The sequence below is a fragment of the Massilia cellulosiltytica genome, from assembly GCF_047325105.1.
GTDB lineage: Bacteria > Pseudomonadota > Gammaproteobacteria > Burkholderiales > Burkholderiaceae_D > Telluria > Telluria orientalis.
Genome location: NZ_CP168562.1, coordinates 1,157,254 through 1,182,113, shown reverse-complemented (window position 1 = coordinate 1,182,113; position 24,860 = coordinate 1,157,254). Strand labels below are relative to the sequence as shown.

Below are 24,860 nucleotides of genomic sequence, written 5' to 3'. Positions count from 1 at the left end.
ATCAGATCCTGACCCAGCGCCGCCCCGCGAGCGATGTGAACGCGACGAGGGTGAGGGTGGCGGCCAGGTGCATCGCCAGGTCGAACAATTGCCCCGCCACCGGGTGACACAGCCCCAGCAGCATTTGCGACGTCGCCGCGATCCCCAGGCCCGCGACGGCCAGGCTACGGACCGGATGCAGCGAACGGGTGCGCCGGATCGCGGCAACCATGATCGCGACCATCGGCAGGCCGACGACCATGAGGAAGGCGTAACAATAGATCCCGTCTCCGGCATGTCCGATCTTGTCCAGCGAATTCGTCACACCGGTCAGGCCGATCAGTAACCAGGCAGCGGTCAGTGCGGCAAGGCCGCGCCAATGCCTGATGCGTTGCCCGGCAATGCTGAGGGCAAAGGCCGTTCCAATGGCAAGCATCCCGAGGCAGAACGACGCCACGACCCATAACCCTGCCCACAACGCGCCCGGGCTGGACCAGTCCGGGCGTGCCTGCGGCAGGATCAGGGAGGCGAGAAAGCCGCAGGGCAGCGCCACGAGCATCCATCCTGCCGCCCGGCGCCAGGGCGGTGCGGTCCGCTTCACGGGATGCGCGTCGCGGCACAGCCGTTCGATCAGGGCATCGTGATTATTCATGGTCGGTTTCCTTGTTGCGGCGAAGTGTGGCGAAAGCGCGGTGCAGCAGGGACTTCACTGCCGCCAGCGTCGTGCTGCTGGCCGCCGCGGCGTCGGCGAGGCTCATGTCGGATAAATGGACGAGTTCGACCACCTGCCGTTGACGCGCGGGGAGACGGCTCAGCAAATGATCCACTTGCCGCTGCGCCTGCCCATCCGGGCCGGATTCGTCCGGATGCCCGAGCACGGCCTCGTCGTCGCTCACCTCCCAATGTTCCCTGCGGCCGCGCGCACGCAGCGCGTCGATGGCGCGCGCGGCGACGATGGCGGACAGCCACGGCAAGAAGGGCCGATCGGGATCATAGGTGTGCCGGACCCGGTGGACGGTCAGCAGGACGTCCTGCACCACGTCCTCGACCAACGCATCGTCCTGGTAAATTTTTCGTCGCACGAGCGCGCGGATGGCGGGTACGATCGCCTTCAACAGGCGACAGTACGCCGCCTGGTCGCCGTCCTGGGCGCGGAGCATGAGCTGCGGCCAGGCCGCCCTCGAAGCATCGTTCTCGGTTGCGTTGTTCAAGACTTGTTTGCCGAAGCCTTTTTCAAGGCGGACACCACGATATCCGGACTGAGCAGTTGCGGCAGCAGCACCGGTGCGCCCCCATCGGCCGGATACACGACGTACACGGGCAGTCCTCCCCGGCCGAACTGGTTGATGGCCTGGTCGATCTCCGGATTATATGTGGTGGAGTCGGCGACCATGTAGATCGTGTCCGTCCGGGCCAATGCCTCTTGCACGACCGTGGTGGATAACGCCGCGCGATCGTTGACCTGGCATGTGATGCACCAGGAAGCGGTGAAATTGACGAAGATCGGCTTGCCGTGTCCGCGCTGCGCGGCGACCGCGTGCGGTGTCCACACGACCGGCGTCTCCGCGCGTGCCAGCGTGCCGCCGCCAGCGCTCGTCGCCGGCAGGCCGGCCAGGGACACGCCCACGCCTGCGACAAGAAGCACGGCAAAGCCCAGCAGCGGCCGGTAACGCACGCCGGCAATCTGGCGCCGTTGTGCCAGGCCGTACACCCAGGCGGCCAATCCCAGCACCACGGCCGCCGCGAGCAGCGCGCCCAGTGCGGCGGAGCCGCCCTGGCGGTCGAGGACCCACGCCAGCCATGCCGCCGCGCCCAGCATCGGGAACGCCAGCACGTGCTTGAGCGTCGCCATCCACGCACCGGGCTTCGGCAAGAGCCGCGCGCAGGCCGGTACGAGCGCCACGACGGTGAAAGGCGCGGCAAAGCCCAGCGCCAGCGCAAGAAAAATCGCCACGCCCTCGGCCGGCGGACGCAGCAGCGCGGCGCCGACGGCGCCCGCCATGAACGGCGCGGTGCACGGCGTCGCCACGACGATCGCCAGCGCACCGGTCAACGCGGCCCCGAGCGGCCCCGAGCGGGAGCCGGAGAGGTTACCGAGACGCTGCGCGGCCAGTCCGATCTCGAACACGCCCATCATGTTGAGCGCCAGGGCGAGCATGACGAGCGCCAGCGTGGCAATCAATACCGGCGACTGCAACTGGAAGCCCCACCCGACGGCGGCGCCGCTGGCCCGTGCCGCCAACAGCGTGGCGCACAGCAGGAGCATGGTGACCACGACGCCGGCCAGGAACGCGAGCCCCTCCACCCGCGCCGCGCGCCGGTCGTGGACATGACGGATGAGACCGAACGCTTTCAGCGAGATGACCGGAAAGACGCAGGGCATGAGGTTGAGAATCAGCCCGCCCAGGAAGGCGGCGGCCAGGGTTGCGGGCATGCTCATGCTCATGTTCATTTGGCCGCGTCATGCCATGCCTTGACGGCATCCATGGTTTTCCTGATGTGCTGTTCGGGGTTGGCATCCGTGTAGCTGAGCAGGATCTTGCCGTCGGGTGCGATGACGAAAGAGGTGCGCTCGGACAGCAGGGTGCCGCCCTTGGTCTTGAACTGGGTCTGGTATTCCCCGGCCACCTTGGCGCCGGGATCGGCCGCCACCGCGAACTTGTCGCGGCATTCGAGTTTCGAAAACTCGGCGACGCGGTCGGCATTGCCCGCTGTAACGCCGATCACCGTCGCATTCAGCTTCCTGAAATCATCCGTCGCTTCAGCGAACGCATGCGCTTCCAGCGTGCAGCCCTGCGTGAATGCGGCGGGGAAGAAATACAGCACGACAGGCCCCTGGCGCAATGCTTGCGCCAGCGAGAACGTCATCGGCTTGCCGGCAAGCGCGGCCTGTAATCGGAAATCGGGGGCTTTCGCGCCTTCCGGCAAGGCGGCGAGCGCATGGGATGCCGAAAATGCCAGGATGGTTGCCGCTTGTGCCAGATAGGTGCCGAATCGTGCCATTGTGAACTCCTTGAAAGGTTGGTTGGCGATCCTCTTGATCGCCCTACCCCCCAGTTCGCCGACGGCAGCCTGAAAGTTGCGGTCCACCATAAAAAATTTTTATCATCCGAACAACCCGTGCAAGAACCACTTCGGCCCATCCTCGCCCATGCCGATCCGCTCCCGATACACCCAGTACAACGTGTGATCGAGTCCCTCGGCGATGAAATAGTCGCGCGTCTCCGGCCCATCCCACCAGCCGGCCTCGATACGCTCCGGATTCGACGCCATCCGCAGCGGTGAGCCATAGAACGGCCGGTGATCGCGCATCAGCAGCGCGATCGGCCGCGCCAGCAGCCACGTGGGACGCGGCAGGCTCAGGACGTCGGGCGGCAGTTGCGCGTCGCGGGCCCTGGCGCTGACCTTTTGCTGCACCGGCACCCAGACGTTGGCCTGTTCCGGGCGGTAGTCGGCCAGCGGCAGCGGTTGCAGGACGTTTTCCGGGCCCAGGCGCGCGGCCAGCAATTCCAGCATGCGCATGCGGTCTTCCTCGCTGCCGCCCGGCTCGGGGAACAGCGACGCGTTCGGCGGCGCCATCGGCCGCACCTGCAACGCTTCCAGCGCAAGGCCGATCACGGGCGCCTCCAGCGTCAGCCGGCCCAGGCGCTCCTTCAGCAGGCGCACGAGGTGCTCGTCGCGCCACGTCGGTTCGGCCAGCACGATCTCGACGCTGGTCGGCGGGCGCGCGACGCGGCCCCGTTCATGCTCCAGCTGCAGGGTAATGCGCTCCACCGCCAGCTGGCGCGCACACAGCCACCCCGTCAGCTGCAGCAGCAGGCATTGCGCGCCCGCCAGCAGCAGCTCGGCGTCGTCGATGCGGTCGTAGAGTTCCAGGCGCGCGCGGAAAGTTTCCGGCGGCGCGATCCACTCGTACAGTTCCGGCACGAGACCGTAGGCGGCGTCGAGCAGGTCGAGCAGTTCGCGGCCGCAGCGCCGCTGCAGGCCGGGGCGCGGCAGGCGGCGCAGGTCGCCCAGCGTGTGGCAGCCGATGCCGTCGAACCACGCGGCGTACGGCCGGGCCGACGGCATCAGGAGTACGGCCAGCCGGTCGAGCCGGCGCAGCAGCGCTTCCATGCGCACGGCGCGGCCTGCATTCGCGCGCGCCAGCATCCACGCACCGCGCGCGGTGGGCGCGCACGCGAGCGAGGCCGTGAAGCCCAGCGCGCGCACGTTGGCGCGCACGCGCCGGCACAGCGCGCGGATGCCGCCGAACAGGCGCAGGCTCGCGCCCACGTCCATCAGCAAGGTCGATTCCTCCCCTTCCGCGACCTGCGGCGTGTACTGCAGCAGGGCCAGCGCCACCGCCTGGCGCGCGTCCGCCTCCAGCGCCGGCGCCCGCTCGTGGATGCGCGCGTCCGGCAGCAGCATCAGCACGCCGCCGCGGCGCATGCCGGTGCGCACGCCGGCGTCCTGCGCGTATGGCGAGGCCACCAGTACGCGCTCCTGCTCGAGTACCACGGTGCCAACGTCAGTGCCCGTGTCAGTGGACCAGCTCGGTGTGAACACCTCCAGCGGCAACCGGGGCAGGTGCAGTGCGATCCACAGGCGCATGGCGATTGGGCAGGTAAGAGTTCAAGGGAAGGAACAGCGTCGCGTCACGCTGCGGCCCGCGGCGTTTGACGAAACCGATCTCGATGCCGCCCGCCTGCGGCCGCAGGGACAGGCGCAGCGGCGCCGGCGAGGCGTCCTGCCCGGCCGCCAGCGGACGCATCATGAAGAACAGGGTTTCCCCCGCCTGCGCGGCCAGGTGCAGGCGGCGCAGGTTGTCGGCGCGGATATTGTTCTGCCAGAACAGCAGCACGCCGCAACTGCCGCTGCGCAGCACTTGTTCCGCGGCCCACAACGCGTCCGCCGTGCGGGTCGCGCGCAGCCAGATCAGTTGCGAGGGCGGCACCCCGAGCGCCGCCATGGCCAGCGCCTGGGGCGGATGCGGCGGCTGCAGCAGCACGATGCGCCGCTGCGCCACGGCCGCCAGCGCGGGACGCAGCAGGCGCATCTCGCCGATGCCGGGCTGTTGCAGCAGCAGGTCGACGAGCGTCCCGGTCGGCCAGCCGCCGCCCGGCAACTGGGCCGACAGCGTGGGATGGCCGGTATCGATGCAGCGCGTGTCGCTACGCGCCAGCTGCGAGGCAAGCCAGAGCGACGGATGCAAGGCCTCCGGCGCCGCAGATATTAAACCTGAGCAATTCATGTATGATGCGAAGAAATACTGTATGAACATACAGTACTATTCTCATCAGGTTTTGGCAAGGTTAATCTTCTTGAATGCCAGGTTGACAGGTCCGGATCGTGCTCACGCCACCGGCTGGGCACCGTCACTTTGCCCGTCTTTCTCATCTACTTCACGGCCAGCCATTGGCGCACCTGTAGCGCGGTAAAAGGTGCGCCACAAAATAAGAAAGTTGGCCACAACGGCAGCCGGCGCTTGGAACGCGTCACTCCTATCGGCCGAGGCTGGGTAAAAACGCGAAGCCGGAGCCTGGGGCTCGGTTGCACGAGCCAGGGATAACGGTTTTTGGCGAGCGCGAGTTTGCCAACACCGCCTTGCTCATCGGCTAAGAGTTGAAGATTATCAGTCCGGATCTCGTCTATCGATTTCGTGCTTGATCGTAATCACATCAGGTCAGCGCGACTATTGGAAAAGAGCCCTTTTCCGCTGCCTCCGATGATCCGAATACACCACACTGTATTTTTCGACCGCCTGCGCCAGACCGGGACAGGCCGCTATACGCTCTTTCGCCGGCGGGCAGGCGCCGGCATCAGCGAATCGCGATAGGTCATACTGATCTGAAAGTTGCGTTCGACCGGACGGTGCATGTCATAACAGTCATTGAGCAAGGCATTGACACCATTGAGGATCACCTCCTGCCAGGGAATATGCACCGTCGTCAGACGCGGCGCCGAAAATTCGGCAATCGGCATATCGTCGTAACCGATCACGGAGACATCGCGCGGCGCAGAAACGCCCATCTTCTGAAAATAGGAAAGTGCCCCGATCGCCATTTCATCGTTGGCGCAAAAAAGCGCCGTGAACTGATAGCCGGACGCCAGGAGCTCGCAGGCGGCGTCCCATCCGCCTTGTGCGGAGAAATTGCGTTCCGCTATCCACATCTTCGAAGTATTTATGCCAGCGGCTGCCAGTTCGCCAAGGAAGCCGTTGATGCGCTCAACGTTGTCCGAGATCGTCGAGGGACCGGCAATGACAGCGATCTTGCGATGGCGATGGTCCAGCAAAGCGCGCGCAGCGAGTACACCGCCCTGCCGGTGGTCAATTGTGAAGCACTGGTCGGGAATGCTCTTCAAATATTGGTTCATCACCACCATGTGGCAATGCCGCTTTTTGAGACCGGGAATATCTTTGTCCGACAAGAAATTGCTCAAGACTACGACACCATCACAGCCGCGCTCCATCAGCAGCTCGATACCATCGACCGTCTGACGGCGCGCATCGCCCGCCCCTGCGCCGAACGCGACCACCATGTTCAATCCAACTTCGCGCAGCACCTGTTCGATCGACGCCAGAAGGGGGGTGAAGAATGTGCCTGCCAGCCCCGGAATATAGACGCCGATCATCTTGGTCGAACCGGACATCAAGGATCGCGCCGCGTGCGAGGGGCGAAAACCCAGTTCCTCGATCGCTTGCTTCACGCGCTCGACCTTGGCCGGCGACACGGACCCCTTTCCGTTCACGACGCGCGATACGGTTCCCATACCAACGCCCGCGAGCTGGGCGACATCTTTGATAGTGGTCACATTTTCCTTGTTATTGGTCAGTGAATTCATTACGCGCGACATCGTCTTCCCGCGCCGTGGAAGCGTTGCCAAATTGGAAAGGGCATTATATCAGCCATATCTTTCGCGTCAATCAAGGTGCCGGCCTGGCCCCTGGCGGTCTCACGTGCGGGCGAACAGGACCGTTATGTGCCGTGCGCCTCCCGATAAGTCGAGCGAAACAGCATGGCATTTCTCGTTCTGTATTTTTGGCGCAGCCATCGTGCGGCAGCACGGGGCTGTACCCTTATGCCGCCGTCCGACGCGTTTGCAATCGGTTGCAAACGAATGAGTCCTACGCGGCGCGCGCCATTTTCATGTCTCTTTAATGGTACACGTTAAACATAACGAAATACAATGCAACCGATTGTAATGCGCGGAGCTTGCTCCAATAATGAAGTGAGCCGTAACATCCTTGCGAGAGCCGCCTCAGTGGCCGTACAAGATGCAGAACGCTGCCTGCAGGAGACAATATGCAACAACCCAAGCGGATGCTGTCGTTTTCGCAAATCGTGAACATGAATATCGGCTTCTTTGGCATCCAGTTCAGCTTCGGTCTGCAACAAAGCAATATGAGCCCGATCTACAGTTATCTGGGAGCTCACGAAGCAAGCCTGCCTATTCTGTTGCTGGCCGGCCCCGTGACAGGTCTGATCGTGCAACCCATCGTCGGCGCCATGAGCGACCGCACCATCTCACGCTGGGGCCGGCGCACGCCCTACTTCCTGGTCGGCGCCATCTTGTGCAGCATTGGCCTCCTGTCCATGCCCTTCAGTCCGACCTTGTGGATGGCTGCCAGCCTGCTGTGGATACTCGACGCCGCGAACAACATCACGATGGAGCCGTATCGCGCCTTTGTCAGCGACAAGCTCAATCCGGAGCAGCACACGTTCGGCTTCCTGACCCAAAGCGCGTTTACCGGCCTGGCCCAGACCTTGGCCTACATGACGCCGTCGCTGCTGGTGGTGTTCGGCATGAACAAGGATACGGTCAACGCCAGCCATATTCCGCACATTGTGATCAGCGCTTTCTTGATCGGTTCGCTGTTTTCGATCGCCACCATCGTGTGGACGGTGACGACGACCCCCGAGGACCGCCTGCGCCCGGAGCAGTTGCGGCAGATCCGCTCACGTCCGGCCGGCTGGCAACATACCTTCAACGAGATCCTCGCCGCCGTGCGCGAGATGCCATGCGTGATGAAGCAGCTGGCGCTGGTCAAGCTGTTCCAGTGGTATGCCATGGTCTGCTACTGGCAATACATTACGCTCAGTCTGGCGCATACCGTGTATGGCAGCGACAATCCGGCCTCGCAGGGTTTTCGCGATGCGGGCCTACTCACCGGCAAGCTGGGCGCCTTTTACAATTTCATCGCCTTCCTCGCCGCCTTCGCGCTCGTGCCCTTCTCTCGCCGCTTCGGTCCGAAGCTCACGCATGGCGTCAGTCTCACACTGGCAGGCATTGGCATGCTCAGCATTCCAATGATCGCCAATCCTGCGCTGCTGCCCATTCCGATGCTGGGCATCGGCGTTGCATGGGCCAGCATCATGGGCAATCCCTATGTCCTGCTGGCAGGCTGCATCCCGCCCGAGCGAACGGGTGTCTACATGGGCATCTTCAATATGTTCATCGTGATACCGATGATCATCCAGGCGTTTACTTTACCGCTGCTGTATCGGACCTGGCTCGGTGGCAGTCCCGAGAATGTGATCCGCCTGGCAGGCGGGCTGTTGTTATGCGCATCGGTCGCCGTTCTGTTCGTAAAGGTCAAAGCACCCAGGAACATGGCGAGCCTGCCGCTGAGCGAGGCTAACGGGTAGACGCGGCAAGTGCGCCGCGAGCGGTCAGGATGTCGCCCTGGATGTGTGACGTCAATGGTGATTGGCGAGATGGTCGTCCAGCAATGCGGACACGCCAAGAAAAGCCGGGTATTCCTCAGTGATCAAAAAGGTGGGAATCTTGGCCATATAGGGGGCCATGCGCCCCTTCGCCTCGAAGCGGGCGCGGAACTGCGAGCGCTCGAACAGGACGCCAAGGCGGCCGACGATGCCGCCGCCGATATAGATGCCTCCCGTCGCGCCCAGCGTCAAGGCGAGATTGCCGGCTACCGTGCCAAGCACCGCGCAGAAGCAGGCAACCGTACGGTCACAGGCGGCGCTGTCGCCGGCCAGCGCGCGACCGGTGATTTGCGCAGCGCTCAAGGTTTCGCCGGACATCGCACGGTGGATCGACTCCAGGCCCATGCCCGACAGCAGGCGCTCTGCCGACACATGGCCGTATTCGCTCCATAGCGCTTGCAGCACGCCCAGTTCGGTGAAGTCGCCCGGAGCGAAGGTGGCATGCCCGCCCTCGCTCGCCAAGGGGATCCAGCGCTCGCCCGCCGGCATCAGGCCGGACACGCCCAGGCCGGTACCGGGGCCGAGCAGACCGATCGGCCGGCCCGGCTGTTCCAGGCCTCCACCGATCTTCTTGCGCTGGTCATCCGCAAGGCGCGGCAGCGCCATGGCCAGGGCGGTGAAGTCGTTTACCACCAACAGCGTGGTCAGGCCGAAATGAGCACGCAGGGCGGCGATCGAAAAAGTCCAATGGTGGCTGGTCATGCCGACCAGGTCGCCATCGAGCGCGGTGGCGATGGCAATGGCCGCGTCGTGGATCGGCCCGCGGTGCACGGACTGTACCGGTGCACTCGCCAAGTAGTGCTCGATGGCCGCCGCCAGGCTGGCATAGTCGGCGCAGCGCAACACGCTGAGCGCCTCCACACCTTTCCCTGGTGTTTCCAGCGCAAAGCGTGCATTGGTGCCGCCGATATCGGCCAGCAAGCGGTAGTGATGCGGCATGTGATGTGGGTTAAGGTTCATGTCGTGTCTCCTGAAGGCAGGACGTCGGCGCAGTCGGCACCCGACGGTACATTGTTGATGAAAGAGGCCGTCCATGACTTCCGGACGACGAGAGCGACCGCCCCGCCGATACAGGCCGGACTAATTGGAAGCGCTTCCAATATCGACCGCAATTGTGTAGCGATATGATTTTCGCGTCAACGAAAACCAGGCTGCAAGCCGATGTCTTGTCATCGCACCGAAAAAAATACGACGTTTCGCACTTCAGAAAATGCCATGCATGATTTCTGTTGATCTTTCCATCCCCGACGATTACAGTTCTCTTTTTTGGAAGCGCTTCCAAGGGAGTAGAACCTTGGTCCAGCGACGCTCTTCCAACGTGAAGTTCGCCGACCTGTATCGCGCTAAATGATGTCAACGACATTCCATTGGAGACCTGCTTGAAAATAACCCCTCTCACCCTTGCGGTATGTGCCGCCGTGTTGTCTGGCCGGACTTACGCGCATGGCGCCGGTGCCGCGCCAGCGGCCTTTTTGGAAGGAAAGACGATCAGCGTCTACACCACTGCCAAGGAGGTCGCGGCGCGCATGGCGCTGAGCGACACCTTGACCTTCGAGCCATCGCGCCAACCGCTGGAGGCGGAGGTATCGGTGTTCGTCAACCCGGGAAAACGCTTTCAAACCCTGCTCGGCATCGGTGGCGCCATTACCGACGCCAGCGCGGAAGTCTTCAGCAAACTGAGTCCGGTCAAGCAAAACGAATTCATTGCCGCCTACTACAACAAGGACAGCGGCATCGGCTACAGCCTGGCGCGCACGACCATCCATAGTTCGGATTTCAGCACCGGCAGCTACACGTATATCGCCGACGGCGACAAGGCGCTGTCGACCTTCTCGCTCGCGCATGAACGGCAATATCGCATTCCGCTGATCAAGAAGGCCATCGCCGCGGCCGGTCAATTGACGTTGTTCGCCAGCCCGTGGAGTGCCCCGGCCTTCATGAAGGACAACCATGACATGCTAGGCGGCGGCAAGCTTTTGCCCGAGTATCGCGATGCATGGGCGCGCTACTTCGTCAAATTCATCAAGGGCTACGAGGCCGAGGGCATTCCGGTGTGGGGCGTGACGCTGCAAAACGAACCGATGGCGGTGCAGCGCTGGGAGTCGATGATCTTCACGGCGGAAGAAGAGCGCGACTTCTTGCGCGATCACCTGGGACCGGTGATGCACGCGTCCGGCCTGGCCGACAAGAAAATCCTCGTGTGGGACCACAATCGTGACCTGATGTCGCACCGCGCCAGCGTGATCTTCGGCGATCCGCGCGCCGCCAGGTATGCCTGGGGCATGGGCTTTCATTGGTATGAATCCTGGGGAGGCAGTGAAGCGATGTATGCCAATGTGGAAGACGTTCATCAGGCCTATCCGGAAAAACATCTGATGTTGACCGAAGCGACCGTGGAGAAATTCGACCCCGAGCGCTACCAGTATTGGCCCAATGCGGAGCGCTACGGCAGCGCCATGATCAACGATTTCAATCGGGGATCGGTCGCCTGGACCGACTGGAATGTCCTGCTCGATGAGCGCGGTGGACCGAATCATGTCGACAATTTTTGTTTCGCGCCGATTCATGCCGACACCCGGACCGGGGAACTGATCTACACGCCGAGCTACGCCTACATTGGCCATTTTTCGAAATTCATTCGCCCGCGCGCGCAACGCGTGAGTTCGACCACAAGCCGCAGCAGCTTGCTGACGACCTCCTTCCGCAACCGGGACGGGCGCGTGGCAACGGTGGTGATGAATCAAGGCGACCAGGACATCGCCTACACCCTTCATGTGGGACAGGTGCAAGCGAAAGCCAGGATTCCGGCGCATGCAATTCAAACCCTGGTGTATTGATGTCTGCGTGAAAGGGAACAACAGACAAGGCCGGTCCGGTTGCGAGGTTCGGTACCCCGATCTCGCCGTCCGGACCGACCGTGTCGTCGCAGGCCGAATTATTTTCGGCGGTTGAACCAGCCAGGCTGAATGCTCGATTCTGTGGACTGGCGCAACCTTGACGAGATGAATGGCTAGCGCGCGTAGACAAACCTGGATTGAAGACGAATGTCGGCCGAGGACGCGCCGATCATCAAATCGAAGTCGCCCGGCTCGGCATTCCACTGCAGCGCCGCATTGAAGAAGGACAGGCTTTCCTTATCGATCGTAAAGTCGACCGTCCTGGTTTCACCGGCCGCCAGCGCGACCTTTCGGAAACCCTTGAGCTCCTTGACCGGACGCACCACCGACGCGACGCGATCGCGCAAGTAAAGCTGCACCACCTCCTCGCCCGCCACCTTGCCCGTATTGGTCAGCTGTATGCTGACCTTGATCTTGCCATCGCCGCGCAGGGTCTGGCGGTCCAGCTTCAAGTCCGCGTAGCGAAAGGTCGTATAGCTCAGACCAAAGCCGAATGGGAACTTGGGCAAGTTGATCAGGTCGGTGTAAGCCGACACCCATTCGGTCGCCGTGGGATTGGGCGCCGGGCGGCCCGTATTGAAATGGTTGTAGTAGATCGGAATCTGGCCCACGCTGCGCGGAAAGGTCATCGGCAGCTTGGCGCTTGGGTTGACGTCGCCGAACAGCACATCGGCCACCGCGTTGCCCGCTTCACTGCCCAGCCACCAGTTATACAGGATCGCAGGTGCGTGGTCGGCCGTCCAGTCGAACACCAGCGGGCGGCCGGCATTGATCATCACCACCACGGGTTTGCCGGTCGCAACGATGGCCTTGATCAGTTCTTCCTGCACACCCGGCAAGTCCAGCTTGCTGCGGCTGCGCGCTTCGCCGCTCATGTCCCAGCGCTCGCCGACGCCGATGACCACCGCATCGGCTTCGCTGGCGACGCGCACGGCTTCGGCAAAGCCCGACCGGTCCTCGCCTTCGATGTCGCTGCCTTTGGCGTACAGCAAGGTGGCGTCCTTGCCCAACTTGGCGGCGATGCCGTCCCACGCCGACACCGCCTGGTGCGCGTAGTCGACCTCGGGCACGGTCACGGACCAATAGCCATGGTTTTCCACGCCCAGCTTGATCATCGGCCCGATCAGGGCCAGCTTCCGGATCGATTTGGATAGCGGCAGGACCGCCCGGTCGTTTTTCAGCAGTACAATGCTTTTCGCCGCGACTTCGCGCGCCGCTTGCCGGTGCTCCGGCTTATTGAGCATGGCGCGCTCGCGCTCGGGGTCGATGAACTTGTAGGGATCGTCGAACAGGCCCAGCTCGAATTTCTTGCGCAGCACGCGGCGCACGGCGTCGTCGACATCGGCCAGCGCCACTTTCTTTTCGTGCACCAGCTGCGCCAGATTCTCGCGGTAGACACCGCTTTCCATGTCCATGTCGTTCCCGGCGCTGAGCGCCGCCTGCGCCGCCTCCTTGTTGTTGGCCACGAAGCCATGGGCCGTCATCTCTTCGATCGAGCGCCAGTCGGACACCACGAAGCCGGTGAAATGCCATTTGCCTTTGAGCGTATCGCGCAGCAGATAGCGGCTGGCCGAGGCCGGGATGCCGTTCAGGTCATTGAACGAAGTCATGACCGTTGCCGCGCCGGCGTCGAGCGCCGCCTTGAAGGGCGGCAGATAGGTTTCCCACAGCATGCGTTCGCTCATGTCCACGCTGTTGTAGTCGCGTCCGCCAACGGCCGCTCCATACGCGGCGAAATGCTTGACGCACGCCATGACGGCGTCGGTGTCGCCGAGTTGCCGCCCCTGGAAGCCTTTCACACGCGCTGCCGCAATGCGCGAGGCAAGGTAGGTATCCTCGCCGGCGCCTTCCATGACGCGGCCCCAGCGCGGGTCGCGCCCGATATCCACCATCGGCGCAAACGTCCAGTGAATACCGGCAGCGGCAGCTTCGATGGCGGCAACGCGGGCACTGCGCTCGATGGCCTCAAGGTCCCAGCTGGCCGCTTCGGCGAGGGGGATCGGAAAGGTCGTCTTATAGCCGTGGATCACGTCCAGACCGAACAACAGCGGTATCTTCAGGCGCGATTGCAGCGCGAGGTCCTGGTACTGGCGAATGCTCCTGGTGCCCTTGGCACTGAAGATCGAGCCGATCTGGCCGCTGCTGATGCCGTCGCGCAGGCTCCCCTTGACCGCCACCGGGCCGGTCGGGTCGGCGTCCCCCGAGTATTGGGTGAGCTGGCCGACTTTCTCTTCCAGCGTCATTCGCTTCATTAACTGTGTCACCCGCTGGTCGATGCTCAGCGGTTCGGCACCCTGTGCCGCGTGCACGCATGCCGCCAGCAACAGCGAGAGGATCGTCCTGGTCTTGAGTGTTGTGGTTGTCATTTTTTGTACAAATCAGCGTGGGCCAATCCGAAGTAGAGGATGAAGATATAGCAGGCAGCCGGCACGAAAAACGACCATTGCACGCCGATGCTGTCGGCCAGCGCGCCTTGCGCGAACGGCACCAACGCGCCGCCGACGATCGCCATGCACAACACGCCGGACGCGTGGCCGGTCAGCTTGCCCAGGCGATGCAGCGCCATGCTGAAGATGGTCGGGAACATGATCGAATTGAAGAGGCCGACGGCGAGGATGGCCCACATTGCGAGCTGTCCCTTGCCGAAAATCGCCGCCAGGATGAGGATGAAGGCGCACGCCGCATTGCAGACGAGCGTCTTGCCCGGGCTGACGCGGCGCATGACCGCAAAGCCGATGAAGCGGCCGATCATCGCCCCGCCCCAGTAATAGCTGACGTAATGCGCCGCCGCCGCCGGGGTCAGCGCGGCGACCGTGTTCTCGCCGAGGAAATTGATCAGGAAGCTACCGATGCTCACCTCACCGCCGACATAGAGAAAGATCCCGATGGTGCCGAGTACCAGGTTGCGGTGCGCCAGCAGCGCGCGCAAGCCGGTCTCTCCCTTGTCGTCGTCCTGGTGGACGATCCTGGGCAGGCGGGCGAAGGCGAACAGGACGGCCAGCAACAGCAGCGCGCCGGCCAGGGCCAGATAGGGGCCCTGCACGGTCGCCGCTTCCTTGGCGCGGTAGACGGCCTGCTCCGCTGCGGACAGCAGACGGATCTGATCCGGGCCGAGGGTGCTGCTGGCCGACAGGATGAGCACGCCGCCAAGGGTCGGCGCGACCGTCGTGCCGAGCGAATTGAACGCCTGGGTCAGGGTCAGGCGGCTCGACGCCGTCGCCGGATCGCCGAGGACGGTAACGTAGGGATTGGCCGCCACTTGCAAGGTGGTGATGCCGGCCGCGAGCACGAAAAAGGCAAACAGGAACAGCGCGTAGCCGCTGGTGGCGGCCGGATAGAACAAGGCACAGCCGGCGGCGGCAATGACCAGGCCGGCAACGGAACCGCTCTGGTAGCCGATCCGGCGGATCAGCATGCCCGCCGGTAGCGAGACGATGAAATAGGCGCCGAAGAAGCAAAATTGCACCAACATCGCCTGCACGTAGGTGAGCGTGTAAACGGCTTTCAGGTGCGGAATCAGCACGTCGTTCAGTGAGGTCAGCAGTCCCCACATGAAGAACAGGATGGTCACGATGACCAGCGGCCCCGTTTGTTTTGCCCCCCTCCCGGTGACGGCATGCGGGGGCGGCGCGGCGGCCGATGTATTCGATGCGAAACCCATAGATGAAGTCCTTGTCAGTGATTGCGCCTGTCATCCAGGCTGCTGGTTATTTTGCCTGGTCGCAGCGCAGCGCAGCCTTGTCGCTGGCGGCCCCGCCGACAATCTGGATATTGGTGAATGCGGCAGCGAATGTGCTGTCGGTCGACACGCTGAACGGCGTATCCACCTTGCTCAAATCGGCCGCCCCTTGGGCAACGAAACAGGCAAGCGGGATCTTGACGGTCGCTTTCGGCACGCTTGCCAGGCGCTTGAACAGCGCCGTCACATCGATCTCGCCCGCGCATTTTTCGCCGCAGGCAATCCTCATCGTGACCTTGCCGTCCGGCGCCGTCCTGACTGCCGTATCGAACACGAGCGCACCGTCCCTGGTCGCGAACGCAGGCAACGCCATTGCATACGAGGCCTTCGCTTCGACGCGCCCTGCCCCGGACCAGGTCACCAGCTTGGCGTCCTGCTGCGTGTTGACTTGCACGGTTTCCGCTTTGATCGCCGGGAGCGAGACGGACTTGTTCAGGTCGGACCCGAGAGCCACGCGGTCGGCGCCGGCGGCCAGGTACAAGGGCCAGGTCGCATGATCGGCCTGGGTAAAAATCGGATAGGCCGTGGTGGTGCCGCAGGACATGGTCGCAGCGCTGGTCTCAAGCTTGCCCAGCGTCTTCTTGCTACCGTATGTCAAACCATAGCCGCGCGCAAACAGTGTCGCATAGCCCTTGCCGGCATCGACGCTGGCCAGGCAAGCCGCTTTCGGCCACGAGAAGGACAGGGTGCCAGTGAAATCGTGGACCACCTTGCCCCTGGCATCGCGCAGCAACACATCGGCAAGGCCCTTGCCTTCGGTACCGGGCAGCCATGCCATGACAAAACTGTCCGACAGGTTCATCAGGTCGTTGACGTAGAGGGGACGGCCGGCGACGAACACGGTGATCACCGGCTTGCCCTTGCCCGCCACCGCCCGCAGCAGCGCCAGGTCTTCCGGATAGCGGCTGCTGTGGCGCAGCGTACCGGAGGCGCCGATGTCGCCGGCGCCTTCCGCATACGGCGTCTCGCCAATGACGGCAATCACCGCATCGAAGCGCGACACGTCCACGCCGGCAGCATCGGCGCTGTACGTTACTTGCGCGCTGCCGGCAGCCTCGACGAATCCGGCAAGGATCGTATCGCCGTTCGGAAAATCGCTGTTCTTGTTGTCGGTACCTTGCCAGGTGAGGGTCCAGCCACCGGTCTGGTTGGGCAGGCTGTCGGCACTCTTGCCGACCACCAGAATTTTCTTGCCACGCGCCAGCGGCAACACGCCGCCGTCGTTCTTGAGCAGAACGAGCGACTTGCGTACGGCTTCGCGCGCAAGCGCCCGTGCCTGCAGCGCTTCCTGCTTGCCGGCGTAGCGGTTGTGCGACGGCTTCTTGCCGAACAGGCCGGCGCGCAACTTCACGCGCACGATGCGGCTGACCGCGTCGTCGATGCGCGATTGTGCGATCTCGCCGCTCTTGACCTGGGCGATGGTGTTGACGATGAAAGCTTTCCAGTCGTCCGGCACCATCACCATGTCGATGCCCGCGTTGATCGCCTGGGCGCAGCTGGCGTTACTGCATCCGGGCACCTGGCCGATGCCGTTCCAGTCCGAGACCACGAAGCCGTCAAAGCCCATCCTGGTCTTCAGCACGTCGGTAAGCATGACCCTGGACCCGTGCATCTTGCCGTAGTCGGTACCGGCGCCGACGTCGTCCCAGCTGTTGTACGACACCATCACCGTCTGCGCCCCGGCGGCCAGCGCACCGTAATAGCCCTGGCCGTGGATATTGATCATCTGCGCCTTGCTCGACTTGTTGACGCCCTGGTCCTTGCCGCCATCGGTGCCGCCATCGCCAATAAAGTGCTTGGCGGTCGCGACGACGTTGCCATCCGCCGCGAACCGCCCTTGCAAGCCAGTCACATAAGTCCTGGCATAGGCGTTCACCAGCGCGCCGTCTTCGGAAAAGCTTTCGTAGCTGCGGCCCCAGCGGACATCACGTACGACGGCCAGGGTCGGTGCGAACACCCAGGCGATACCGGTGGCGCGGGTCGCCCTGCCGACCGCTTCGCCAATGCGGCCGACAAGCTCGCTGTCATGCGCCGCGCCGAGACCGATGTTGTGCGGGAACTGGGTGGCGCCAAAGACGTTACTGTTGCCGTGAATCGCGTCGATGCCCCAGATGACGGGAACCTTGTCCTTCATGTCGGTGGACATCGACGCGTCGTAGTAGGCGTCGGCCAGGGCGAGCCATTGGGCCGCCGTGGCATGCTTGTTACCGCCGGGCCAGCTGCCGCCGCCGTTGAGGACCGAGCCGAGGTAGTAGCGGCGCACGTCGTCCGGCGTCGCGGTCTTGATTTCAGGCTGGGTCATCTGGCCGATCTTCTGTTCGAGCGTCATGCCCGAGACGATGGCCGCGACCCGGGCTTCGAGCGCCGGGTCGGTGCGGATGACGCTTTGCACGTGAGGCCAGTCCGCAAGCTGGGCGGGCGGCGAAGCGGCGACTGCGAGGCTGCTACCCCCGCCAGCGAACATCAGTGTTGCAGCGAGAATGGTCAGTGGTGTTTTCATTGTTATAGGCAACGAGATAAGTGACTGCGTGCCGATGCGCGCGGTGACGCGCATCGGTACGGGGAAAAGACTAGCCGAGCGCCCTAGGCGGGCACGCCGGCTCGCTCGGCAGGCTCTGCCTGGCGACAAGCGGCAAGGAAATCCTGGTGCATCGGCATGCTGGCAACGCAGCGCTGCACCACTTGGCGGATATCGTCCGCGAACTCCTGCACTTGCGATAGCGGCCGAACATCGCAGAGAGGGTGATACGCTTTGGGCAACAATCCCTGGCCGAGCATGACTTGCGCCCAGCTCGGCTCGCGAAAGAGTTCCACGTCGACCAGGTCGATCCGCGCGTTGCTGGCGAACAGCTCCATTTTTTCGGTCAAACTATCCGGAATGGGCATTTGCCGGCAATAGTTCCAGAATGGCGAGTCAGTGCGCGTGGTGAGCTTGTAGTGGAGCACGATGAAGTCGCGGATGCGTTCCAGATCGAACTCGGTCTGGCGGTTATAGGCGGCAATATCCGCCGCATCCAGGCCGGCGTGGGGGAACAGGTTCATCAAGCGCGTGATGGCCAACTGGACCAGGTGTATGCTGGTCGATTCCAGTGGCTCGACAAAGCCGCTCGACAGGCCGATCGCTACGCAGTTGCCGATCCATGCGCGCTTCCTGCGGCCGGCGGCAAAATGGATCAGGCGCGGCTCGGCCAGCGCCTTGCCGTCGAGATTACGCATCAGCACATCGCTCGCCTCGCCATCGTGCATGAATTGGCTCGAATACACATGGCCGTTGCCGATGCGGTGCTGCAAGGGGATGCGCCATTGCCATCCCGCCGAACGCGCACTCGCTCGCGTGTATGGCAGCAGCGGCGCGGTCGATTCCGACGGCACGGCGAGCGCCCGGTCGCAGGGCAACCAGTGCGACCAGTCTTCGAATCCGGCCTGGAAGGTCTGTTCGATCAGCAGCGCGCGCATCCCGGAACAATCGATAAAGAAATCTCCGTCCACCACGCGTCCGTCGGTCAGGCGCACACTGGCGATGTTGCCGTTTTGGGGATGGCGCAACACTTCCTCGATGCGGCCTTCAGTGCGGGTGACTCCCTGTTGCTCGGCGCGCTTGCGCAGGAAGGCGCCGTACAAACTCGCATCGAAATGAAAAGCATGCCCGATTTCGCTGAGCGGCGAGCGCGCCATGTCCGGCCGCGGCCGCATGAATCGGCCCTGGAGCGGTGCCACCGAGTTGATCGAATAATCGCCGTAGTCATGCGCCAGCCCGGCCTTGCGCAAGCGCAGCCAGTAATGATGGAAGGTGATCCCGTCGATCGGTTGCCCGACATCGCCGAAGCCGTGGAAATACTTGCTTCCCAGCGCACTCCAGTCGGCGAACTCGATACCGAGCTTGAACGTGCCCTTCGTCTCGCGCAGAAACTCATCTTCACTGATGCCGAGCGCCGTGTTGAAAGCCTTGATGGCGGGGATCGTGCCCTCGCCGACGCCGACAGTGCCGATCTCTTCCGACTCGATCAGCGCGATGGTCCAGTGTTCGCGTCCGTTATCCCGCAACAAAAGCCGAGACAACGCGGCCGCGGCCATCCACCCCGCTGATCCACCGCCGACGATGACAATGCGTCGCAAATGATTCAATGACATAGTGCATTCCTCCCAAGCAGGTTGACCGTCCGTCCGCGAGCTCTGGGCGTGCGGGCAGACGGGTAGCGGTACGACGCTTATCAGTGGAACTTGTAGCTCATACCCAGGAGAAATTGCCTACCGTACTTACTGTATTCCTTCGGCTGCGCAATGCCGCCATAGCCGGTACCGTCCTGAATACTACGATCCGGCGCATTCGCGACATTGCCGACCTGAAACTGGAACTGCAGCCCCTTGGCGGGTCCGCCTTGCACTTCATAGCTCGCTTGCAGGTCGATCCTGTTCGAAGCAAGTGTCCGGAACAGGGTCGTGGAACCGAACAGGTAGGCGACCTCCCCGCGATAATCGGAACGGTAGCGATCATTGATGCGGAACGAGTAGCCGCCACGTTCGTAGAAAAGGGTCAGGCCGGCGACCCGTTTCGACAGGCCGGGCAGCGTTTGCCAGGAATCCGTCGAATCCGGACCGCTCACCTTGATGGAGCTGTCGGTATAAGAAGCCGAGAAGATCGCGCCAAAACCCGCCAACGCAGGATGCAGCAAATCACCGTCGAGCGTTGCGCTCAGCTCGGCGCCACGCACCCGGCCGCCGCTGCCGTTCGTCTGGGTCCCGTAGGTCCCGATGTTCGAGATTGGCACGATCGCCGGCGTCGGATTGATGTAGCCGCTGAAGTCGTACTGAATAGAGGAATTGTAGATGTAGCTGTCGAGCTTCTTGTAGAACAAGGCGCCGGCCACATAGCTGCGCTTTCCGAAATACTGCTCGAGCGACAGGTCGGCCGATTTGGCGCGCCATGGTTGCAATTTCGGATTGCCGCCCCCACCACCCCACAGGCGCGTAATCGGGTCGACTCCCACTCCTGCGGACGCATTCATGTCGTCGATCCGCGGCCGGGCCATCGTTTTAGCCAGGCCCAGGCGCAACTTGCGGTCGCCGCCGATGTCCGCGCCCAGGTTCAGGCTCGGCAAGTAGTCGGTGTAGCTGGTACCCGGATCGATGGTGCCGATAACGTATCCGGGGCCGTCGAATGCAAATGCGGTCGAGTCCTGCCGGGTGCGTATCGCTTGCACGCCAACATTGCCGGTCAACGGAATCTTGGCGACCGTGGTCTCGATGTCCAGCTTGACGAACGCGGTGGTGACCTTTTCATGAACGCCGAACGTCTTGCCCAAGTCGCCGCCCGGCCCCAGGCTCTCGTTCAGTTTCATGGTGTAAAATTTTTCCGTCACCGCGTTGACGTCATAGCTCAACACCGACGGGATGCCGACGAACCCGAGGGAGGTCGGGGTCGTCAGGACGGACGATGGCAACTGCCGCGCCAAGACGCCGTCCGCGCCCACCCGCGCGAAATCGGTGTGGAAGTCGCGCGTCTTGTCGCGTTTGGAGACGTTGACGCCGACATCGATGTGGCTGAACATCCCCCAGTCGAGGTCCCTCGTCCCGTGCACCTTGAAGGAGCGAATGGTGTCGTTCTGCGTATTGTATTTCTTGCTACCCAACTGTGGGTTGTCCGGGCCGCCCCAGCCGGCCGGATCGCTGAGCAGGATGGTTGCGGGGTCGGACAGCGATTGCTTGAAGGTGAAGGTCGGGAATCCGGGGCCCGTGGGCGTCACGAGATCGAACGTCGGCGACGTGCGCGCACCGGCGTAGGTTTCGTAGATGGTCTCGGCGCGGCGGGCGCTGGAGTAGCCAAGATCGGCGATCGCGTGCCACGCGCCGATCTTCTTGTCGATGTTCCATCCGGCCGATTTCAGGTCGTCGTCGCGCGTGTTGAAGTCATTGCGAACGATCCCATTAACGACGAAGTTGGCCGTCATCGAGGTGACGATCGAATTGCCGCCGCCGACGCTGGTCGTGCCGATATTGCTGAACGTACTGCTCGGGGCGCCCCAGCCATCACCGATGCTCCCCATCATGCCGCGCATCACTTCGACGTTCTTGAATTTCGAGTAATACAGATCCAGCGTGCTGCGCAAATCACGGTTCGGCTTGTATTCGAGCGTGGCCATGACGCCATCCCGCTTGTCGCTCCGCGAAATCGCTTCCGCCTGGAAGCCAGCCAAAAACGACGAGTTCCCTGGGCTCTGGCCCTTGATGGGACGGCAGCCCCAATCGGTCTGATGCGCGATACAGAAATCTTCGCCCGGCCGCCATTCCCAGGCCTGATACTGTTGCTGCTGCCCCGGTGCGTCAAGATGCGCAAAACCAAGGGCAAGGCCGATGGTGCGGTCCGCAAACTGGTCGATATACGCAACGCTGAGGCGCTTGCCGTTGGCGGACGTGCCGCCATAGCCGTGATTTTGATCGCCCAAGCTATTATGCTCGCCGCGGATGTTCACCGCGACATTACGTTCACGGAATGCGAGCGGCCGCACCGTATTGAGATCGACCGTGCCGGACAAGCCTTGGCCGAGCAAGGAGGCGTCCGGCGTCTTGTAGACAACGACCGCTGAGATCAACTCGCTGGGGTACTGGTCGAATTCGACGCCGCGATTCGTGCTGGTCGACGCCTGCTCGCGGCCATTGAGAACGGTGCCGGCGAAATCGGGGGCCAGGCCGCGAATGGCGATCACCTTCGCGCGCCCGTTGACCTGTTGCGCAGCCAGACCGGGCATGCGCGACATGGCCTCCGCAATACTGACGTCGGGCAGTTTGCCGATATCTTCGGAAGTGATCGCTTCGACGATCGAGTCGGAATTCTTCTTCTTGCTGATCGAACCTTCGATACCGGCACGGATACCGCTGACGACGACGACCTGCACGTCCGAGCCATCCTGAGACGGCACGGTCACGTTGTCGGTTTGTTGCGCCTGGACCGGAGCCTGCGCCAAGGCGCCTCCGATCAGGGCGATGCACACGGCCGCGATCGGGCGCAGGCGGAAGCTTGCAGGTGCGGCAGATCTGTCGGCTGCCTGACGCGCTGTGGCGTGCATGGACGCACGACCCCGTTTACTTTGCATATCTTGTCCCCCTGATGTTTTTTATAAGATGTGGCAAATGCAACTTCACCGGATTTCTGGAAGCGCTTCCAAAATAGTTTGGAAGCGCTTCCAGATTTATCGAAAGTATATTCATCGTATCTGTACAGTGTCAAACGATATTATTGCGAGGCGTCGTTTTTTGGGTCGACGATCGGCCGGGTCTTGCGCCGCGGGGCCAGGGCCAGCGAATCACGATATGTCATGCTGATTGGCAGGTCGCGCTCGACAGGCCGCCGCATGTCATAACAGCGGTTGAGCAAGGCGTTGACACCATTGAGGATCATGTCGCGCCATGGAATATGCACCGTTGTCAGGCGCGGCGCTGAAAATTCGCCGCTCGGCGTGTCGTCGTAACCGATCACCGAGACATCGCGCGGCGCCTGCAGGCCGGCCTTCTGAAAAAAGGACAGCGCACCGATCGCCATTTCGTCGTTGGCGCAAAAAAGCGCACTGAACTTGTAGCCGGACGCCAGCAGCGCGCTGGCGGCCTTCCATCCGCTTTCGGGGGAGAAATCTCCTTCCGCTATCCACAGCTTGGACGTATTCACCCCATTGGCGGCCAGTTCGTCGAGAAAGCCATTGATACGCTCGACATTGTCCTGCGCCGCCGAGGGCCCGGCGACAACGGCGATCCGGCGATGACGATGTTCCAGCAGGGCCCGCGCGGCGAGGATGCCGCCCTGCCGATGATCGATTGCGAAGCATTGATCGGGAATGCAGTTCAAGCGGTGATTCATCACCACCACATGGGATTGCCGCGCCCCGAGCATGGGAATATCCTCGTCCGATAATGCGTTGCTTATGAGGATGACACCGTCGCAACCGCGCTCCATCAGGAGGTCGACACCATCGATCGCCTGGCGCCGCGCATCGCCCGCCCCCGAACCGAAGGCGACCACCATGTTCAAACCGACCTCGCGCAACACCTGATCGATCGCTGCCAGGATCGGTGTGAAGAAGGTGCCTGTCAATCCAGGAATATAGACGCCAATCATCCTTGTCGACCCGGACATCAAGGACCGCGCCGTATGCGACGGGCGAAAACCCAATTCTTCGATCGCTTGCTTCACGCGCTCGAGCTTGGCGGGCGACACCGAGCCCTTCCCGCTCACCGCACGTGATGCCGTCCCCAGCCCGACGCCCGCGAGCCGGGCTACATCTTTGATAGTAGCCACGATTTCCTTGAAAGTGGGTCGTCGCGCGCCCCGTCGCCGTTATTTGGAAGCGCTGCCAAATAGAATAGGCGCGATTATAGCAGGCACATATTCAATATCGTGCGCCCTCGCGCGATGTAACCAATTTCACATCGTGCACCTGCATGCAATTTCGAGAAATCGGTGTCGATCAGAACGCATGCCGTATCCCGAGGTCCACCGCCCCGTTCCCCGATCCCCCTTCGATGGCGCTGCCCACCGTATAGCTGGCGCCATGCCGGTTCACGATGTGCGCGATCGAGGTGTACAGCTCGGTCCGGCGCGACAGCGCATAGCGGTAGCCCAGCGCATACTGGCTCGCATCCTGGTCGAGCGCGCCGCGGTCGTCCTTGTGGATCCACGACACCATCCACGTGTGCGGGCCGGACGGGATCGTCGCGCCCAGCAGCACGTCGCGGCTGTCGCTCGATGCAACCGGCGTGCCGGGCCGGCCGTACGGGTTCGCCGTGTTGCGCAGCAGGGAACTGTTCAGGCCCTTGTCGACGCCGTACGCGACGTGCGCCTTCACGACGCCGAAGTCGTAGACCGCGGCCAGCACCGTGTTCTTTGCGCTGCCCGCGTTTTTGATCACCGCGGTGTCGTTGTTGCGGTTGTGGTAGCCGAGCCGCACGCGCAGCGGGCCGCTGGTGTAGTCGAGCGCACCGCCGAACTGCCGCCCGGCTGCACTGTCTCCCGTCACCTCGCCGGCGCCATACACCAGTTCCGCGCTCACGCCGCCGACGGCGGGCGATACGTATTTCAGCGAGTTGTCCATGCGGCTGGCCGAGTTGCCGGTCGGGGCCATCAGGTTCTTCGTATCGCCCGCGTAGCCGGATGCGAACGGATCGGCCATCACCACCGTCAGGTATTGCGGCGTGTACTGGCGGCCCGCGGTCAGCGTGCCGAAGCCGCCCTGCAGCCCCGCATATGCCTGGCGCCCGAACAGCAGCCCGCCCTGCCCCAGCGCGCCGGTGTCGGCCTGGAAGCCGCTCTCCAGCAAAAAGATGGCGGCGATGCCGTTCCCCAGTTCTTCGCGGCCCTTGAAGCCGAGCCGCGAGCCGGCGCCCACGCCGCTCGTGAGCTTGGTGACGTCGCCGCCGCTGCCGCCCGTTTCGCGGACGAGCGCGACGTCGACCAGGCCATACACGCTGACCGACGCGCCATCCGCAGCGACGGCATTCATGCAGAGCGCGCCCAGCGCGCCGGCACACAGGATTGTTTTCATCGTTGTC

General features: G+C 63.0%; 17 protein-coding genes. 2 read left to right on the top strand and 15 right to left on the bottom strand.

All coding sequences use genetic code 11. The annotated features are described in order from the left end of the window. Position 1: 1 nt before the first annotated feature. From ACEN9H_RS05250 to ACEN9H_RS05220, 7 genes are all read right to left on the bottom strand, one after another. Positions 2 to 631 carry an NrsF family protein gene (locus ACEN9H_RS05250; RefSeq protein WP_371770080.1) on the bottom strand — a complete coding sequence of 210 codons (630 nt, stop codon included), beginning with the start codon at positions 629 to 631 and terminating at the stop codon, positions 2 to 4. Continuing rightward, positions 624 to 1,190: a sigma-70 family RNA polymerase sigma factor gene (locus tag ACEN9H_RS05245; protein WP_413674002.1), complete on the bottom strand. Its 567-nt coding sequence runs from the start codon at positions 1,188 to 1,190 to the stop codon at positions 624 to 626. The genes ACEN9H_RS05250 and ACEN9H_RS05245 overlap by 8 nt, the downstream gene beginning before the upstream one ends. Beyond that, complete coding sequence (locus tag ACEN9H_RS05240) at positions 1,187 to 2,413, bottom strand: protein-disulfide reductase DsbD family protein (protein ID WP_413674001.1); 1,227 nt, start codon at positions 2,411 to 2,413, stop codon at positions 1,187 to 1,189. The genes ACEN9H_RS05245 and ACEN9H_RS05240 overlap by 4 nt, the downstream gene beginning before the upstream one ends. A gap of 14 nt (positions 2,414 to 2,427) precedes the next feature. Then, a complete protein-coding gene (locus ACEN9H_RS05235; RefSeq protein ID WP_056136532.1) occupies positions 2,428 to 2,982 on the bottom strand; it encodes a peroxiredoxin in 555 nt (184 codons plus the stop codon). A 102-nt stretch (positions 2,983 to 3,084) separates the two neighbouring features. Next, the gene (locus ACEN9H_RS05230) at positions 3,085 to 4,572 is read right to left on the bottom strand and encodes a Y-family DNA polymerase (RefSeq protein WP_413674000.1); all 1,488 of its coding nucleotides are present in this window, start codon (positions 4,570 to 4,572) and stop codon (positions 3,085 to 3,087) included. Continuing rightward, positions 4,502 to 5,212: a translesion DNA synthesis-associated protein ImuA gene (gene imuA, locus ACEN9H_RS05225; protein ID WP_413675553.1), complete on the bottom strand. Its 711-nt coding sequence runs from the start codon at positions 5,210 to 5,212 to the stop codon at positions 4,502 to 4,504. The genes ACEN9H_RS05230 and imuA overlap by 71 nt, the downstream gene beginning before the upstream one ends. 533 nt (positions 5,213 to 5,745) lie before the next feature. Beyond that, complete coding sequence (locus ACEN9H_RS05220; protein WP_413673999.1) at positions 5,746 to 6,804, bottom strand: LacI family DNA-binding transcriptional regulator; 1,059 nt, start codon at positions 6,802 to 6,804, stop codon at positions 5,746 to 5,748. A gap of 461 nt (positions 6,805 to 7,265) precedes the next feature. Between ACEN9H_RS05220 and ACEN9H_RS05215 the strand changes: the two genes are divergently transcribed. Continuing rightward, the gene (locus ACEN9H_RS05215; RefSeq protein ID WP_413673998.1) at positions 7,266 to 8,609 is read left to right on the top strand and encodes an MFS transporter; all 1,344 of its coding nucleotides are present in this window, start codon (positions 7,266 to 7,268) and stop codon (positions 8,607 to 8,609) included. Positions 8,610 to 8,660: 51 nt separating this feature from the next. On the opposite strand, the gene ACEN9H_RS05210 is transcribed toward ACEN9H_RS05215, so the two are convergent. Beyond that, positions 8,661 to 9,647, bottom strand: coding sequence for a glucokinase (locus ACEN9H_RS05210; RefSeq protein WP_413673997.1), 987 nt, complete (start codon positions 9,645 to 9,647; stop codon positions 8,661 to 8,663). Between the two features lie 419 nt (positions 9,648 to 10,066). On the opposite strand from ACEN9H_RS05210, the gene ACEN9H_RS05205 reads away from it, so the two are divergent. Then, positions 10,067 to 11,524, top strand: a complete 1,458-nt coding sequence (locus ACEN9H_RS05205; protein WP_413673996.1) for a glycoside hydrolase family 30 protein — start codon at positions 10,067 to 10,069, stop codon at positions 11,522 to 11,524. Between the two features lie 173 nt (positions 11,525 to 11,697). On the opposite strand, the gene bglX is transcribed toward ACEN9H_RS05205, so the two are convergent. From bglX to ACEN9H_RS05170, 7 genes are all read right to left on the bottom strand, one after another. Next, positions 11,698 to 13,950: a beta-glucosidase BglX gene (gene bglX, locus ACEN9H_RS05200; RefSeq protein WP_413673995.1), complete on the bottom strand. Its 2,253-nt coding sequence runs from the start codon at positions 13,948 to 13,950 to the stop codon at positions 11,698 to 11,700. Then, the gene (locus tag ACEN9H_RS05195) at positions 13,947 to 15,245 is read right to left on the bottom strand and encodes a sugar MFS transporter (RefSeq protein ID WP_413673994.1); all 1,299 of its coding nucleotides are present in this window, start codon (positions 15,243 to 15,245) and stop codon (positions 13,947 to 13,949) included. Before ACEN9H_RS05195 ends, bglX begins: the two co-directional genes overlap by 4 nt. A 46-nt stretch (positions 15,246 to 15,291) precedes the next feature. Continuing rightward, positions 15,292 to 17,823, bottom strand: a complete 2,532-nt coding sequence (locus ACEN9H_RS05190; protein ID WP_413673993.1) for a glycoside hydrolase family 3 N-terminal domain-containing protein — start codon at positions 17,821 to 17,823, stop codon at positions 15,292 to 15,294. 83 nt (positions 17,824 to 17,906) lie between these two features. Next, the gene (locus tag ACEN9H_RS05185; protein ID WP_413673992.1) at positions 17,907 to 19,454 is read right to left on the bottom strand and encodes a tryptophan halogenase family protein; all 1,548 of its coding nucleotides are present in this window, start codon (positions 19,452 to 19,454) and stop codon (positions 17,907 to 17,909) included. An 80-nt stretch (positions 19,455 to 19,534) separates the two neighbouring features. After that, entirely contained in the window at positions 19,535 to 22,387 is a 2,853-nt protein-coding gene (locus tag ACEN9H_RS05180; RefSeq protein ID WP_413673991.1) for a TonB-dependent receptor, read from the bottom strand. Positions 22,388 to 22,554: 167 nt separating this feature from the next. Then, positions 22,555 to 23,610, bottom strand: coding sequence for a LacI family DNA-binding transcriptional regulator (locus ACEN9H_RS05175; RefSeq protein WP_413673990.1), 1,056 nt, complete (start codon positions 23,608 to 23,610; stop codon positions 22,555 to 22,557). A 169-nt stretch (positions 23,611 to 23,779) separates the two neighbouring features. Beyond that, positions 23,780 to 24,853: a porin gene (locus ACEN9H_RS05170; protein ID WP_413673989.1), complete on the bottom strand. Its 1,074-nt coding sequence runs from the start codon at positions 24,851 to 24,853 to the stop codon at positions 23,780 to 23,782. Positions 24,854 to 24,860 lie beyond the last annotated feature (7 nt).

What these genes read in the sequence shown, in the direction of transcription:
- ACEN9H_RS05250 (WP_371770080.1), bottom strand. Translation starts at nt 631, where the DNA reads ATGAATAATCACGATGCCCTGATCGAACGGCTGTGCCGCGACGCGCAT.
- ACEN9H_RS05240 (WP_413674001.1), bottom strand. Translation starts at nt 2,413, where the DNA reads ATGCCCGCAACCCTGGCCGCCGCCTTCCTGGGCGGGCTGATTCTCAAC.
- ACEN9H_RS05235 (WP_056136532.1), bottom strand. Translation starts at nt 2,982, where the DNA reads ATGGCACGATTCGGCACCTATCTGGCACAAGCGGCAACCATCCTGGCA.
- ACEN9H_RS05230 (WP_413674000.1), bottom strand. Translation starts at nt 4,572, where the DNA reads ATGCGCCTGTGGATCGCACTGCACCTGCCCCGGTTGCCGCTGGAGGTG.
- imuA (WP_413675553.1), bottom strand. Translation starts at nt 5,212, where the DNA reads ATGAATTGCTCAGGTTTAATATCTGCGGCGCCGGAGGCCTTGCATCCG.
- ACEN9H_RS05220 (WP_413673999.1), bottom strand. Translation starts at nt 6,804, where the DNA reads ATGAATTCACTGACCAATAACAAGGAAAATGTGACCACTATCAAAGAT.
- ACEN9H_RS05215 (WP_413673998.1), top strand. Translation starts at nt 7,266, where the DNA reads ATGCAACAACCCAAGCGGATGCTGTCGTTTTCGCAAATCGTGAACATG.
- ACEN9H_RS05210 (WP_413673997.1), bottom strand. Translation starts at nt 9,647, where the DNA reads ATGAACCTTAACCCACATCACATGCCGCATCACTACCGCTTGCTGGCC.
- bglX (WP_413673995.1), bottom strand. Translation starts at nt 13,950, where the DNA reads ATGACAACCACAACACTCAAGACCAGGACGATCCTCTCGCTGTTGCTG.
- ACEN9H_RS05195 (WP_413673994.1), bottom strand. Translation starts at nt 15,245, where the DNA reads ATGGGTTTCGCATCGAATACATCGGCCGCCGCGCCGCCCCCGCATGCC.
- ACEN9H_RS05190 (WP_413673993.1), bottom strand. Translation starts at nt 17,823, where the DNA reads ATGAAAACACCACTGACCATTCTCGCTGCAACACTGATGTTCGCTGGC.
- ACEN9H_RS05185 (WP_413673992.1), bottom strand. Translation starts at nt 19,454, where the DNA reads ATGTCATTGAATCATTTGCGACGCATTGTCATCGTCGGCGGTGGATCA.
- ACEN9H_RS05180 (WP_413673991.1), bottom strand. Translation starts at nt 22,387, where the DNA reads ATGCACGCCACAGCGCGTCAGGCAGCCGACAGATCTGCCGCACCTGCA.
- ACEN9H_RS05170 (WP_413673989.1), bottom strand. Translation starts at nt 24,853, where the DNA reads ATGAAAACAATCCTGTGTGCCGGCGCGCTGGGCGCGCTCTGCATGAAT.